Genomic DNA, 14,354 nt, shown 5'->3' with positions numbered 1-14,354 from the left:
AAGTGATCCATCCTCCGCCTCGACACTCCGCCTAGGCCCAGCACGCATCGGGGCCCAGCTCGACTCTCGGCGCAATCCTCCCGGACCCCGCAGGGCATCGTCCGTCGCTGCAGCGGTTCCCGCGGGCGGAACAGGCACTTCCATTGCGCGTGGTGGAGTTGAGATGCCTGGCGCCGTGGAGTGGAACGGGGCGCTACCGGGTCACGCCCCCGGCTCGTCGTCGCCACCGACAGGTGCGGGGTGGTCAGCCACGCCGGATCCCGGCTGTCGGCCGGTCTCACCGACGCCACCGGCCTCACGCACACCTTCAGCGACGCTCTGCGTCGGCTGCGCCCGCGCGGCACCGGCCACGATCCAGGCCAGAACGCCGTCGACCTGGCCGTGATGCTCGCCGACAGTGGTGAGGCGATCGCCGACATAGCGCTGCTGCACGACCAGCCCGGGGTCTTCGGCCCCGTCACCCCCAGGCCGACTGCTTGGCGGCTGCCGGTTGGAACCGACCCGGCCGCGCTCGGCGCCCCGCGCGCGGCCCGGACCGCCGCCCGCGAGATCGCGCGGCTGCAGGCCGACAAAACCTGTGCGCGCTGCCAGACTACTGCGCGTGATGATTCAAGAGGGACTGCCGTTCCCGCAGGAAGCTGCTCCAGCTGGCATCCAGGAATCGCGAGCGTTGGCAGCGATGCACTCACGCCGCAACACATTCCGCACCTGGGATCTCCCTCGGGAGGCCATGAGCAAGACACCGCGCGCGTGGCGGATTCAGGCCGGTCTTACGCAGCAGGTCCCCGAAGACCTTGCCCCGTTCGTGGAGTGGTTCAACAACCAGCCGCAGGCGCGAGAGCGCTTCCGATGGGCGCTGCGTGATTCTGTCGATGAGCTGCTCGATGGTCAGCGGACGGGCCGGTGGGCGTACCAGCATCTGACGAAGACCGAGAAGACGTATCTCGGTACGGCCGTCGAGGTTAACCTCACCAAGGAGTTCGAGATCGCCGACGGCGCAGACCTCGACTGGTCCATCACCGGCTTCGACATCGACTGCAAGTTTTCCAAGGATCTCGGCGGCTGGGAGATCCCGATGGAGATGTATCTGTGCGCTGACCACGGCGAGCGGGCTGGTCGTGCCGACCATGCTGCGGTCGTGACCTGGATGAACGATGACACGAGGGAGTGGGCCGCGGGCATCGTGCGGATCACCGATGAGCGCCTGCGCTGGAAGAAGGAACGGGATGCAAACGGCGGTCGCGTCCGTGCATACAACCGAGACAACAAGCGCAGGCTCGCCGACAGTGCCAAGTCCGAGGTGTACTGGCTCTGGGGCGGCCTCCAGACAGATCTGCCGACAAACCTGCTGCTTCACCTGGATCCCAAAGCACGCGAGCGGATCCTCACAGCATCGCTGCCGCGCCGACCTTCGTCGGGCCAGCAGCGACTGAACCAGCTGTTCCGCGAGGTGCAGGACCGGATAGTCGGCCGACAGACCGTGCTGACCGTCGGCCAGCAGGACGACTCACCGAAGCGTGCCCGCGACGCACGGAAGTATCTACGCCCGGAGGGCATCGTCGTGCTGGGCCACCAAGGGTCACACCCACACGTCGCCCGTGCGCTCAGACTGCCAGTACCGATCAAGGGCGAGTGGATCTCCACCCGCATCGTTCCTGTCTCACCTGACGATGCGCGGCCGAAGTTCTCACTGGACGGCCAGTTCTGGGCGCGCGCCCGTGGGAACGAGCTGCCGAATCCTGCGCCTGATCTTCCTGATGACCGGGAGATCGATAGGCCAAGCGACTGAACGCACTCGGACAGCCCCAGCCGCGTAGCGTGGCAGCACCCGGGTCGCGACCTGTCCGAGTGCGGTTGTCCCACGCTGCCGGTGCGCGCAGGCGGCGAAACACCACTGGATGCGGCCCGCCCTGGGCCGGAATCCCATGGGGCCAGTCGGGGGCCCGCGTGAACCACGTCGAGACCAGGGCCCACGCGCAGGCCGTTTTAGGTTCTCTCAGTGGACCGCCCAGGCCATCTGGCCCGGTCGGCCCGGGCCGGACCTACATCTGGGCAGAGGTTCGCAGTCTCGTTCGATCTCTCTGCAACGCAACCGAATTGAGAGCCACGAAGTCGGAGAGAACGGCCGCCGCCCATGAGTCTTGCCGTCGACGCGCCCGCATTCCGGCATTGCCTCTCTTGTCCCGCTTCCGGGTTGAGTTCTACGGCAGGCGACCACACCGCACTCTCGCAGGGACGTCTATGCCGAAACGGTCCCGCCTCATGCCTTCGCCCGGCTTCGGTAACTGGTGGACAAAGGCCCAGGAATGGGCAGGCTACAGACCTGCCTTGCCTCCCGGATCCAGCCCCTTCTCGACGTACATGGCAAGCATCTGCCGAATAACCTCCGAGAGACTGCGCCCTTCAGACTTGGCCACCGCCTTGGCGCTGTTCCAGAGATCGTCGGGAACACGGACGTTCTTCAACGGCGCGGCCGGTTTGTTCGGCATGTCAGGGCACCTGGTGAAAGTCTTCGTAACGACGGCCCCGGGGCGGCATACCGTTGAAAAGGTGACCGTTCTCACAGAGGACCTTATAGTGCACGCCACTGGGGGTGAGTTCGTCCGTTTCCACGGTGTTCTCGCTGGCGCAGAGGGTGCAGGCGAAAACAACGTCCTTATAGAACTCGGCATAGTCACGGCCTCGCTCCGCGGCCTCCTCGGACTCAAAGAAGAACTGCACTGCCGCCTCCTAATGTGGTGTACCTACACCCCATGGCGGTGTAGGTACACCAGTCAAGCATCTACCGCTCATTCTGGTTCAGGTCGAAGTAGCGCAAGCGCCGCCCGCAGTCGGCGATGCTCGGCGGAATGGCCACCAGGGCCACTCCGACACCGCAACGGGCAAGTCGCGGATGCAGGCGGGCGTAGCTGCGCCCGCCTGCCTGAAGGCGGTCGATCTGGCCTTCGCGGGTCTTCTGGTCCGCTCAGGCTTCCGCCTGGAAGGCCATCCGTCCGCGTGGTGTCAGCTGATTACCTGCCGCACGTCGGCGAGGGTTGCGAGCGGCGCCTGGAGACGGTCGACGCGGCCGTTTCGGTAGAACAGCAGATCACCGCCGCCCAGCAGGTCTTCGGCCCCGGCGCGGTCCAGCACGGTTGCCGAGTCGCGGCCGCTCGGCAAGGAGAAGGCGATACGCGCGCTGAGGTTGGCCTTGATGCTGCCGGTGATGACGTCGACGGTAGGCCTCTGGGTGGCCAGCACCAGGTAGATGCCGTAGGCGCGGGTGAGCTGCGCGTATCGCTGGATGAGCTCGCTGAATCCCTTCCGGTCGGTTCCTGCGAGGACGATGTCGGCGAACTCGTCGACCAGGATGACGAGTTGCGGCAGGTCTTCCAGGCTGCGGCCGGCCTCGTAGAACTCGGCGGCTGAGCTCACGCCTGCTTCTTCGAGGATGGGCTGGCGTCTGGCCAGCTCGGTCTCGAGTGTGGAGCGCAGTTGTTCGAGGGCTTCGTCGGGATCGCTGATGATGGCGCCGCCGCGGACGTGGGGGGCCTTGGCGAAAGGCGCGAAGTCGAGCCGCTTAGGGTCGACGATGAGCAGCTGGAGCTGCTGCGGGGTGCGGGCGCGCAGCAGTGCGACGAGCAGGCCCCGGAGAAAGACGCTCTTCCCCGAGCCTGTCGCTCCGGCAACGAGCAGGTGCGGGAGGCGGGCGAGGTCTGCAGTCAGGACTTCCCCGCTGGGGGCGATGCCAACGATGAACTGCAGCGCTCCCGGTTGGCGCGGGGAGGCGTCCAGCTGTGCGAGGACGGTTCCGAGCGGTACGTGGGAGCGTTCGGTGCGGGGGACGTCGACGGTGACGAAGCCGGGCTCGTCGCCGATCTGGATGCTGCCGGGGGCTTCGGTTTCGCGGCCGATGTCGCGGCTGCGCCGCTCGACGTCGCTGATGGACAGTTTTCCGAGTGTCCGGGTGCGGAAGCGGATGACGCTGGGGCCGGCTTGTGCGAGCTCTGGTGTGAAGGGTTCGACGGTGAGGCCGTATTTGGCGAAGGCCGCATCGAGGCGTGCTGCCATAGCGGAGATTTCGGCGGGGTCCGGTGCCGGGGGTGCTGCTGGTGCGCTGCCTGGGGTGCTGGGCGGCTGCACGGGGGCTGGGGCTGTGTTCTGCGGTGTTCCGCCGTCGTCTTCGGGTGGGGTGTCCGCGGCGGTGCCGGGTGTCTGCGGGTCGCCGGGGTCCGGGAAGGATACGGCGGGCAGGGAGGCAGGGCGGGGCATCGGTTTGCCGGCTGCCAGGGCCTCCAGGGCGGGACGTCCGAGTCTGAGGTGGCCCAGGGGCAGGCCGTGGCCGGTCAGGGGCTGGCGGTGGGCGGGGACTGCGCTGTCGGCCTCGATGCTGACGAAGTCGCCCTGGAGGAGGGTTCCGCCCGCTTCGAAGCCGAGGTCCAGCGAGAAGGTACCGCGGCCGATGGCGTCGACCACCTCCTCGAATGCGTCCCGGTCTCCGATTTCCAGGAGTCCGAACGCGGTGGCGCGTGCGGCCGCGCCGCGGACGAGTTCGGCGAGGTCGCGGGAGCGGAACTGCCGCTGGGGGGTGGTCTCGTCGGCGAAAGTCTCCGTGAGCCAGGTGTGGGCGCGCTGGAGCTGCGCACGGGCAATGCCGGGAGTGGCGGGGTCTGTGGAGTTGCGGTACTTCACCTCGAGGAGACGGCCCCGCAGCAGCGGCTGCTGCTGGTTAAGGGGGATGCTCAGGTAGAGCAGGTCGTCGCAGAGCGTCCCTGCGGCGGGGCGGGCGCCCTTGGGCAGGGCGTCGAGCATCTCCTCCAGGGAGATGACGATGCCGACGGAGTCCTCGGCATGGAGGCCGCCATCCAGGTCCTGCAGACTGGCGATCGCTGCCGCGAGGCCGATCCGCTCGTGGAGGTCGTTGGGGTTGGCCCCGACGAGGTCGAGCGCCCAGCGGCCGCTGACGCCGTTGAACAGCTGGAGGAGCCGGTCGAGGGCAGTCTCGGTGGGCTGGCCCAGGCCGGTCAGCGCACGCCGCAGTGCCAGCCGGTAGGGCGCGACGCGGGATGTGGCCGTGATCGCGTCGAGGCCCGGCTGCGCCGGGTCCGCCCGCTCCTCGTAGTCGATCAGGTAGCGGGTCTGCTGGCCGCTCGCGTTGGGTGCGAACGCTTCCAGGCCGAGCAGTTTGTCCAGGTGGACGACCCATGCGCTGTTGTCGTACAGGCCGGTGAGGAAGGTGCTGGCAACGCGGGTGGAGGGCATCCGGGTGCGGCCGCGGACGATCGGCTCGCGCGGCATGCCGCTGACGAGTTCGAGTGTCTTGCGGATGAGGGAGGGCAGGCCCTCGGCCCCGCCGTGCCTGGCGAATGTTCCCCAGGCGAAGGCTGTCTCGTTCTTGCCGGACTCTGTGTGGCGCCCGGGCGAGGCTGCCAGTCCGTCCGCGTACAGCGTCCCGGCGCGGGTTGCGAGGTCGATGACTGTCGCCTTCCGCTCCAGCGAGGACTGGAAGACGAACGACAGGTGCGCGAATTCCGGAACGCCCTCGCCGGGGGCGGCCCTTCGCAGGCTGACGCGGTCCCGCAGTATGCGGTCGGCCAGTGCAGTGCCTGCGCCGCCTGCCGCGGTACTGCTGATGACGCGCTGCAGCTCTGTCGGCGCCGTGCGGGAGCTGACGATGGTGACAGCCAGCCGCGGCATCTCCTTGCTGGCGTCGGCGACGAGCGGGCTGACGAGCCGGCGGAGGGCTTCCAGGATGGCCGAGCCGTCGCCCGGCTCGTGGAAGGCCAGGGACAAGACCTGGTTGCTATTGCTGTACTCGGGGTGGACGCGCAGGAAATGCTCGATCCGCCGGGCGATATAGCCGGTCCGATTCTCTCCGGGGTTCGTCTGGGACTGGGGGCGGTAGCGCCGCCACAGCAGCGGCGCTGCGCCGCTGGTCTCGTACCAGGTGTCGTTCAGTGCGAAGAAGGGGAGCAGGTGGCGGGGGCTGCAGCTTTCGAGGTCGGCTAGCAGGACGTCCTTTGCGCGGGGGAGCCAACTTTGGGCTGCCTGGGCGAGGGTGAGCAGGTACTGGACGCTGACCGGGTTGGTCGGGGCGATGAAGAGCTCGCCGGTTTCAGGGTGGCCGACGGCGTCGCACAGCAGGATGCGCTCGAACTCGGCGAGGAAGCGGTCGCTGTCGAGCATGGCGTCGAGCAGCGCTGTGTAGGCGGCCACGTAGGCACGGGCTTGTTCGGCGGCTGTACCGGCGCCGATGGCGTGGACCGAACCCGCTGGCTGCAGTGCGGTGAACATGGCGGTGCGCGCTGCCATGAATGCGTCCAGCAGTTCGGCCGACAGTCCTGAGAGGTTGAGCTGGTCCAGGTAGTCGTGGGGTTCCAGCTTCCCGCCGGAAGCACTGTGCGCAACGGTGAATGCCGTGACCGACGGGTTGTCGAGGATCTGGCGCTCCAGTGCGAGGCCGTCGATGCCGGGAGCGAGGGACTGGGATTCCAGCTGGCGTGAGCCGGGCTGGATATCGCCTGTCCCGGCGCTTACCTGGAAGGAGCCGCTGTCGGCCGGGGGGCCGTCGGTGCTGGCCGCGAGCCGGGCATGCGGGACTGAGCGGGCGATCCGAGTGCGGCTAGAACCGGGACCAGGGCCAGAGCCCGGGCCGGGGCCGTCGTCCGGGCCCGGCTCGTCCGGCCAGTCGACGGGGTCTGAGAAGAGCAGGTCGATGGGCTGGCTCTGCGGTCCCAGCCGTGCAGCAAGGCTCTGCGGTTCCCCGTCGCCGGTGCGGGGGCCGGACAGGTCCAGGTCCGTCTGGCCGAGGAGCTTGCCGGTCGGGCCGATGGCAAGCACCCTGGGATCGCCTGCGCAACGGAACGCTGAGGAGGCGAAGTCGAGGTCGAGGCCGGCTTCGTAGGGTGCCCAGTCGCCCGGCTCGAGGAAGACCGCCAGTTCTGCCTGCTCGCCTGTCGGGAGCTGCAGCCGCGCGAAACGCCATCCGCGGCCGACCGCGTCGATGGTGATTTCCCGGGCCTGCGCTGCGATCGCCAGCACCTCTTGGGGAGCACCGTCGGCCCACTCGAGGGTGGCGGCGGCGGCCTTGCTCGCCGGTGCCTGGAGAAGCACGGAGAAGCGCCCGCCGCCGGGCTTCCAGACGGCTGCACTGCCCGTCCGCGAGGCACAGGCGGCCCCATGGATGCGCATGGGTGAGGCCAGGCGCATCGGCTTGGCCCTTGCGCCTGTCGGCAGGTCGTTGAGGACGAATGCGCTGAAGTCGAGTCCGAACGGCGTGCGGGCCTTGCGTACGTTTGCCAGGCCCGGGCTGTCCGGGGATGGGTAGCGGGGTGCGAGGCGGGTTTCGAGGTCCTGGTCGGGAGCGGACCATGCGTCGAGCTGCTCGCGCCATTTCGCGTTCGACTGCAGGCGGGTCTTGGCGTCTGTGTGGGCGCTGGGGTCGGAGAGGTAGCAGCCCAGGAGGTGCAGGTCGGTGCCGGCCTGGACGACGTCTGGCGTGCCGGCCAGGCGCCTGAGTGCTCCTGCGGTTGCCGAAGTCCGGTTCAGGCGCGCATTGCGGGCGTCGTCGTCGATGACTGCCCTGAGGAGCTGCAGTACGGCCGGGGCGGCGCCTGTAATGGCGGCGTCCAGCAGCTGCGGCCATTGCAGCAAGGGCAGCAGGGCGGCGTCCTCTGCTGCTGTCCGGACCGTTTCCACAGGGTGCCTGTCCAAGATGAGGAGCACGCGCGGTGCCGTCCCCGCAGGTACCTCGTCGCGGAGCTTGGCCGCGAATCCCGCTGAACCGGAGTTGGGTCCGGCTTCCCCGACGAGGTAGGGCACCAGCAGTTCCTCACTGTCCGGGCCGTTGAGCCGGACGCCCTGCAGCCGTACAGGTCCGCTGGTGGTGTCGACAGTGACTCCGGCATCCGGCTCAAGATAATCGCGGAGCGCCCGGAAGACCGCGGCGGGGCTGAGTCCGAGGTGCTCCGCCAGGTAGAGCCGACGGTGGCCGCTGGACCGGGAGGCCTCGTCGACCAGTGCGCTGGCGATCAGCGAAGCAGTGAAGTCGTGGTCTGTGTGTTCAGGCGTAGTGGACAAAGGAGGCCTCCCCCGAGTCGGAGTAGCGTGCGAGCATCCCCAGGCGTTCGAGTGCATCTGCGAGCGCTTCCTGCTCGGCTGCATCCTGGGGCGTAAGGCCGTAGGCCCGCAGTTCCTCCAGGAACGTCTCGTAGGGAAGTTGGCGGTCCTGGCAGACAAGCCGGACGAGCAGCACTGCGAGCTCCTCGTCGATCTCGTAGAAACCGAGGGTTCCGTTCCGGGTGATGAGAGAGCCCGGGCCGGCGAGGTTGGCTTCGACCATCAGCTGGTTGACGATGTCGCGGCTTTGGTGGCGCAGGTCGCGTCGGCGCATTTTCCGGACGTCGTCGCGCAGCGCGTGGAGCCCGGGGCGGTTCGCCCCGGTGCGGGCGGCTTCCTCGAGCTCCGCGAAGGTGGCCTTCCCCTTGCGCCAGGCATCGTGGTGGAGGACGGCGATGGCGGCGCAGGCGGCGCTGTGCGCCGTGCGGAGTCCGGGATCCGTGTTCAGTGCTTCTGCCAGCGCCTTGAGATCCCGCTGCTCTGCCGGCTCTCCTCCCCCGAGCGCGTGCCAGGCGCGGCTGGCGAGGTTGGCGGTGACCAGGGTTGCCGGCATGTCGAGCAGGCGCCGCTGGTCGATCTCGGCATATGCGGATCGGCATCCGTCGCGGTTGCTCACGGGCCGGTAGTGCCCGCTGCCGGTGCGGAAGCGCAGAAGCCCGGCGAGTGTGCAGGTCTGCAGGGCCTCCAGACTCCCGCTGCCTGCTGGGCAGGGGCATGAGCCGCCGCCGGAAGGCGCTGTCAGCTGGCCTGCGGCAGCGACCGCGTTGTCGAGCTCGGTTCCCTTGACGACGGCGATCCTGTACAGCCTGACTGTCAGGTGGAGGCTGAGCAGGAGCGTGAGCCACTGGATCTTGTCCGGGCGCGGGAGGTCGGTGGCCAGGACGGTTCTGAGGTCCCGCCTGAACAGGTCCAGGCTGGGCTGGCAGAACATTCCGCCTGCCGCGGCCGCATCGTTGGCGATCTGCTCTGTGTACTTCCCGATGAGGGCCCTGGCTTCCGGCTGGGCGTCCGGCTTCGGGGCACCGTCGAGGGCGATCTCCAGGAAGCGGCGGTCGAGGACCGTCAGGTCGTCCTGCGAGGCGGCGACCCGGAGCAGGTCGGCCACGGGAGCTGCATCGACCGAGCCGGTGCGGGAGTCCCACAGCAGGAACGGCAGGATGCCTCCATTGAACATGCGGTATCCGGCGGGGTCGCCCGACTCGTACGTGTGCTCGTAGTTGAGGGGCAGCGAGGCGTGGACCGGCAGGAGTACTTTGACGTCCTTGTGGTTGAAGAAGCGGTCCTTGAGCGCCTCGGCTACCGCCGTTGACGCGCCAGGCCCGAGATCGAGCCGGTCTGCGAGGCTGGATGCAAGGTCCCGGTCCTTCAGCGGGAGTCCTGCCTTCGCGGTCCCTGCTTCCGCGATAACGCGCCAGAGGAGTTTGTCCCGGTCGTCAGCGCGCGGCACAGTGAGCAGCAGCCCCTCCGTGCCGAGGAGCTCCGCCCGTTCACCCGTCAGTTTCGCGGGCAGGGATACAGCCCGGCCGTCAACAGTGAGAGTGCCGCTGTCCAGCGCTACTTTCACACCGGTGGCTTCGGTGATGCCTGCCAGGGCCCAGAGGACATTCGGGTCGGCCATAATCACTGCACCTCCGTGGTGCGCAGGGTTCCGTTGCGGTTGGCAGTGATGCGGAACTTGCGGCCGGCAGCCTCGCGCTCTCGCACCAGAAGCGGCTTGTTCCGGTCGAATCCTGCAGCCACTCCTACGCTGCGGATCGCCTGGCGCAGTGCCAAGAAGCGCTCAAGCTCGGTGCTGGAGGGGGCTGCTCCGCCTGCGGCCTGCCGCAGAATGCGCCACAGCGGGTAGTCCACCGCAATGGAGCGGCCGTGGGCATTGAGCGAGAGAGCAAGCGGCCGGTAGCCGACAACGGCGGAACCTTCGGGGTTGCCTGCTACCACCGGGTCCTTCTCGGTGGTAATCCACTCGTCCTCAACGAGTTTGGCTTCGACAAGGAGGTCCGCGATGCCGCGCGACCTGGTCGCGGCGGTCGGGTAGTAGTACTCGGGGCTGCTCTTGACACCGAAGACCTCGGCAAGGCCCTCCTCGATGTCGTACAGGACCTCCTGCAGAATCCGGCCGTCCTCTGTGGCATCCGCGGAGCTGGCCCCGGACGCCTGGGCCTGGAGGGCCTTGGCGAACTCTGGCGGCAGCCCACTGACCGCCGCCAGATCTCCGGCGAGCCATGCCGCACGTGCCATGACGCGGCCCCACCGCTGCAGACCACCGGCGCCGCTTGCCTGGCTGGATGCCAGGGCACGGGCTCCCCGGGCGGCAGCCGGGTGCAGGAGGGAGCCGGTGGTCAGCCAGCCGCTGAGCCTCTGCGCGTCATCGTCCGGGTCCAGGCCTGTATAGGAGATGAGCTCATGCGCTTTGCGAGAGGGGGCGTATCCCGGGTCCCGGGCTGCGATCTCCGCTGCCAGGCTGCCGGGCCGGGCCGATGCCAGGGCGTTGTTGCAGGCGAGGCCTGCCAGCAGCGCAGCCTCGTCCCTGCGGTCGGCGATGTCGGCGATTACAGAGCAGGGATCGCTGCTCCCCTGGCTGCCGTGGTCGAGGTCCAGCCCGGACAGGGCCAGCTCGGCTGCCGTATCCCACAGGGCACGGGGAGCGAGCTGGCGACCGCGTGCGAGTGCGATATCGCCGGCTGCGGAGTTGAGCGCCGCCCGCCCTTGCGGTGAGGAGATCAGTACGGCGTTGGCCATCGGCCAGCACCAGTCGCGCACCGTGCACGTGCCGCAGCGGCGGGCGCCTTCGAGGACGCCGTTCTCAAGGCCGGGGTCCAGGCGGCGGAGCACGTCCTCGAACAGGTCGCCGGGTTCACCCGCGGTCGGCCGGTGGTCCAGATTGACGACCAGCACCGAGGATTCCAGCTCCTCAGGCACGTCGCCGACAGCGCCCGGCAGGCCCAGCCGGCGGCGCAGGAGGGCTTCAAGCGCGGCGAGCGGCGGCGCCCCGGGCAGGCTGCGCAGGTCGTGGAAGAAGCGCAGCGCCATGCCCGTGTTCATCGCGACGACCCGGCACGGGCCGGCGGCTGCCGGCGTCCCGTCGGCGAAGGGGGCGAAGAACTCGGCCAGCCGCCCGACCTGCTCCTGGTCGGGGGCGTCGGCGTGCGTCGCGTCGGCGAGATGGACGCCGATCCGGCCAGCGCCGGTGTCCCGCTCGCGCTGCAGCAGGTGGTTGATGGTGGCGCTCTTGCCGCTGCCCGCGCTTCCAGTGAGAACCAGAAGCCGCGGGGCGCCGGGCCTACCGAGCCTGTCCCAGAGCTCGTCCTCCAGGCTCCCGGGCGGTGCCATCAGCTTCTGGATATCGCTCGGCCTGTTGTCGCGTACGACGGCCTCGCTGGCGCGGGCGCGGAGCTGGGCGAGCCTTCCGATCGGGCTGGGAAGGCCCGTGTCGAAAGGCATGGTGGTTGTCACGGGCGGTCTCCCGGTGTGTATCGGAGGGCCTCGCTGTCCAGCAAGGCTTCATCGGAAAGGCGGCGGGCAGCTATCCAGCCGGGGACTCCAAGCCTGCGGGCGACGGCCGTGACGATGTCGCCGCTGTCCGGGGTCCACGGGTTGCGGGCGCTCTCACCCGCGTCGGATACAGCCGCGCGGAAGGTGCTGCGCAGCAGATGGGCCGGGCACAGGAGATGCGCTGCAATGTCGCAGGCGAGCACTTCACCGGCGCCCGGGCCCGGGAAGTCGCAGGAGGCCTGGTGCTCCAGTGCATGCGCTGCGGCATGGGCGAGCAGGAAACGGATGCGGGGCATGGCGGCGGGGTCGCCGGGCGTCCCGGGGTCGGAAACGATGGCTTTGCGGCCGTCGAAGACGAGGAGCGGGCCGGAAGAGGCATGCCTGAGGACCGGCTGCAGCCGCAGCTGGCGGCACAGGGCCCTGGGCTCGATCCGTGCGCCCTCAACAGCACCGCCGGGTGTGCGGGCGAGCAGGTCCTCCGCCCGCACCACTGCGCAGATACGCCGCAGTGCCGGGATAGTCCGGGCTCCCAGGACCGGGTCTTCGAGAGCGGCTGCAAACTGGCTGAAGGCCCGTTCGCTCTCTGCGGTGAGGCGGCCGGCTGCCGCCGCCAGCTCAGCGTGCGCGTCGAGCGTATCCCCGAGGCGCTGGAGGAGTTCGCGGCTGACTGTGTCTCGCGTGCACGACTCGATGCGGGAGATATGGGTGGGATGGGTTCCAGAGGCATCGGCCAGCTGGCGCTGCGTCATCCCGCTGCGGAGCCGCAGTCGGCGCAGCGCCGGTCCGAACCCTGGGGCAGGCTGCAGCGTCACAGGCATCACACAACACCATGGGAAACGCGCGCGTCCACGAGAGTTGCGAAGTGCCGCAACAGGCAACCCATGGCCAGGCCTTGCTCTGCCTCGATTGGCAGGCGGCTCTCGGCGGAGGCCCGGTGCGGAGGCCGCGACCGCGCGTGGAGGTCGACTAGCGGGGCCAGGGGTCGGCGCGGGCCGTGCGGGTGCGATGTCGGCATTCACGGGGGTCGTGTCTGGGAAGAGGGTGACAAGCGAGTCCGGGCCCCGGAACTCCCGAACGGAAAGACTGGATGACAGTCCTGAACCCCTCGCTTGCGTCTCTGGTGGACGGTGGGAGCTGATGCGGTCTGGCTGTTGTCGCTGCTGTGGTGCAGGCTGAGCGTCATGCGCGCACAAGGGTCGAGTGCCCCCACCTGCGGCCGTCCGGCGGCTCTCATGCCGACCCGCCGTGTCGGCTACGGCATACACGGTAAGGACCGGCGCTCACTGACCCTGTGCGTCGGCAGCATGCGTCAGCTCGCACTTGCCGAGGCCGTGCTCTGGCAGGACGCCCTGTCTGGGCTGGCCATGATGGCAGGGCGGCGCCCACACTCTTCTGAGTGCGGGCGCCCATCCTCCGATCCAGCCTGCAGGTCGTTGAGATCGCAGCCGCGCGAGCCCTGGCCTGGTCTACAGCCTCGGGAACGCCTGGCGCAGCCAGGTCCGAACCCCGTCGACGGTGCTGTAGCCGTGCTGCCGCAGGGCATCGACGATGTCTCGACCGCAGACGAGCGCTATCGGGTGCCCGTCCTCGCGAACCTCCTCCTGCACTTGGTTATGGAAGTAGGAGGTCGTGACGAAGATCCCGAAGTTGCGGTGCCGCAGTCGCGAGATGAGGCGGGAGACGTCGCGGACGCCCACGGCAGTGGTCTCCGCGTAGCACTTGGCTTCGAGGGCGAAGTCGATGGCGATGCGGTCGGCGAGGGGGCCGAGGATGTACTCGCCGACAGCATCGCGTCCTCCGTCGCGGCTCGGCCGGGTCACATCGCACCGCCCCGTGGCGGGTGCGATCAGCCTCCACACAGCGACTGCACATGCCTCGAAGCCGTAGGGATCGCCCTGGAAGTGCTCCCGTATGGCGCCGAGCATTGCTGCGCCCTGGACGTCGTCCGGCAGCTGCTGGGCCTTCGACCGGATGGTGCTGGTGGCCGGCGCCAGGAGCGGCGTGTATGTGCGGGTCTCCACCCACTTCTTCCAGGCGGGCGGATAGTCCCCGTCGAGGGGATCGCCGCCGCTGAGCACGTGCTGGAGCCACGACCGCGGGACCCGCGCGTGGTCCAGCACGGTGAAGCGGGCGCGGTAGTTCTGGAACCGTCGGCCGCCTGACGTCCGCCACACCGCTGCCAGCTCGTCGTCGGGCGCCATGGTCGGACCGCCGGGGACCAGCAGCCCCCGGAACCGGACGTCCCGCCCGGTGGCAGCGGCCTTCTCGAATAGGAGGATCGGCGGGACCTGCTGCGCCCGTTCCTCCGCAGTTCCGTGCGAGGCGGCGAACGCGTCGCGGAGCAACAGGTTCCCCTGCCGGGGAGTGTCGTGAAGCTCCTTGCCTGGGGTGCGGTTGTCCCCGTAGTACGTGAAGATCCCGGTCTGCAGGTCGAGGTGGTCGGGCCAGTCAATCTCGCCGCCGGTGGTGTAGAGGACGGAGAGACGGACGGTGCCCTTGGCAGGCCACCCGCAGTGGCGGAACCCGCCCTGGTTGCCAACCCCGGGCACCAGCTTCGCGATCGGATCGTCCCCAGCGTTCTTGTTCGGACCGCCGGCATAGAGGGCGTCACCGACAAGATCAGAGGAACTAAGGTCGGAGAAGGCGACACGCGGCTCGGCCGCGGCGGACACAGTCATGCCTGAAGGTCTATCACCGCACCCGGACATCGCGGGCAGCGCTCCAGCACGCACCGTGCGGCGTTCAGCCACGATTTGTCCAGGAAG

Annotated in this window: 9 protein-coding genes; 1 reads left to right on the top strand and 8 read right to left on the bottom strand. The window is 68.9% G+C overall.

The window, feature by feature from the left end:
* Nucleotides 1-201 precede the first annotated feature (201 nt).
* Nucleotides 202-432 carry a hypothetical protein gene (locus BI06_RS50620; protein WP_051740832.1) on the bottom strand — a complete coding sequence of 77 codons (231 nt, stop codon included), beginning with the start codon at nucleotides 430-432 and terminating at the stop codon, nucleotides 202-204.
* 172 nt (nucleotides 433-604) lie between these two features.
* On the opposite strand from BI06_RS50620, the gene BI06_RS12125 reads away from it, so the two are divergent.
* Nucleotides 605-1,789, top strand: coding sequence for a NaeI family type II restriction endonuclease (locus BI06_RS12125; RefSeq protein WP_233290124.1), 1,185 nt, complete (start codon nucleotides 605-607; stop codon nucleotides 1,787-1,789).
* Nucleotides 1,790-2,315: 526 nt separating this feature from the next.
* Here the strand turns inward: BI06_RS12125 and BI06_RS50615 are convergent.
* The 7 genes from BI06_RS50615 to BI06_RS12095 all read right to left on the bottom strand — a co-directional run bounded on the left by BI06_RS50615 (nucleotide 2,316) and on the right by BI06_RS12095 (nucleotide 14,267).
* Nucleotides 2,316-2,489, bottom strand: a complete 174-nt coding sequence (locus tag BI06_RS50615) for a ribbon-helix-helix domain-containing protein (RefSeq protein ID WP_158516420.1) — start codon at nucleotides 2,487-2,489, stop codon at nucleotides 2,316-2,318.
* A 1-nt stretch (nucleotide 2,490) separates the two neighbouring features.
* Complete coding sequence (locus tag BI06_RS50610; protein WP_043467805.1) at nucleotides 2,491-2,721, bottom strand: hypothetical protein; 231 nt, start codon at nucleotides 2,719-2,721, stop codon at nucleotides 2,491-2,493.
* Nucleotides 2,722-3,003: 282 nt separating this feature from the next.
* A complete protein-coding gene (locus tag BI06_RS55475) occupies nucleotides 3,004-4,050 on the bottom strand; it encodes an FtsK/SpoIIIE domain-containing protein (RefSeq protein WP_369826109.1) in 1,047 nt (348 codons plus the stop codon).
* A 3,991-nt stretch (nucleotides 4,051-8,041) separates the two neighbouring features.
* Nucleotides 8,042-9,715 carry a DNA phosphorothioation-dependent restriction protein DptG gene (gene dptG, locus BI06_RS12110; protein WP_043467804.1) on the bottom strand — a complete coding sequence of 558 codons (1,674 nt, stop codon included), beginning with the start codon at nucleotides 9,713-9,715 and terminating at the stop codon, nucleotides 8,042-8,044.
* A gap of 2 nt (nucleotides 9,716-9,717) precedes the next feature.
* The gene (locus BI06_RS12105; RefSeq protein WP_043467803.1) at nucleotides 9,718-11,550 is read right to left on the bottom strand and encodes a hypothetical protein; all 1,833 of its coding nucleotides are present in this window, start codon (nucleotides 11,548-11,550) and stop codon (nucleotides 9,718-9,720) included.
* Nucleotides 11,547-12,407 carry a helix-turn-helix domain-containing protein gene (locus tag BI06_RS12100; protein ID WP_082558439.1) on the bottom strand — a complete coding sequence of 287 codons (861 nt, stop codon included), beginning with the start codon at nucleotides 12,405-12,407 and terminating at the stop codon, nucleotides 11,547-11,549. Before BI06_RS12100 ends, BI06_RS12105 begins: the two co-directional genes overlap by 4 nt.
* 648 nt (nucleotides 12,408-13,055) lie before the next feature.
* On the bottom strand, nucleotides 13,056-14,267 hold the full coding sequence (locus BI06_RS12095; RefSeq protein ID WP_043467798.1) for a restriction endonuclease: 1,212 nt from the start codon (nucleotides 14,265-14,267) through the stop codon (nucleotides 13,056-13,058).
* Nucleotides 14,268-14,354 lie beyond the last annotated feature (87 nt).

The sequence above is a fragment of the Kitasatospora sp. MBT66 genome (assembly GCF_000710405.2).
Lineage (GTDB): Bacteria > Actinomycetota > Actinomycetes > Streptomycetales > Streptomycetaceae > Kitasatospora > Kitasatospora purpeofusca.
This window is presented reverse-complemented; position numbering and strand designations above follow the sequence as displayed.

Coding starts and splice junctions, on each gene's coding strand:
- BI06_RS55475 (WP_369826109.1), bottom strand. CDS start 4,050: ATGGCAGCACGCCTCGATGCGGCCTTCGCCAAATACGGCCTCACCGTC.
- dptG (WP_043467804.1), bottom strand. CDS start 9,715: ATGGCCGACCCGAATGTCCTCTGGGCCCTGGCAGGCATCACCGAAGCC.
- BI06_RS12125 (WP_233290124.1), top strand. CDS start 605: ATGATTCAAGAGGGACTGCCGTTCCCGCAGGAAGCTGCTCCAGCTGGC.
- BI06_RS50615 (WP_158516420.1), bottom strand. CDS start 2,489: ATGCCGAACAAACCGGCCGCGCCGTTGAAGAACGTCCGTGTTCCCGAC.
- BI06_RS12100 (WP_082558439.1), bottom strand. CDS start 12,407: ATGCCTGTGACGCTGCAGCCTGCCCCAGGGTTCGGACCGGCGCTGCGC.
- BI06_RS12095 (WP_043467798.1), bottom strand. CDS start 14,267: ATGACTGTGTCCGCCGCGGCCGAGCCGCGTGTCGCCTTCTCCGACCTT.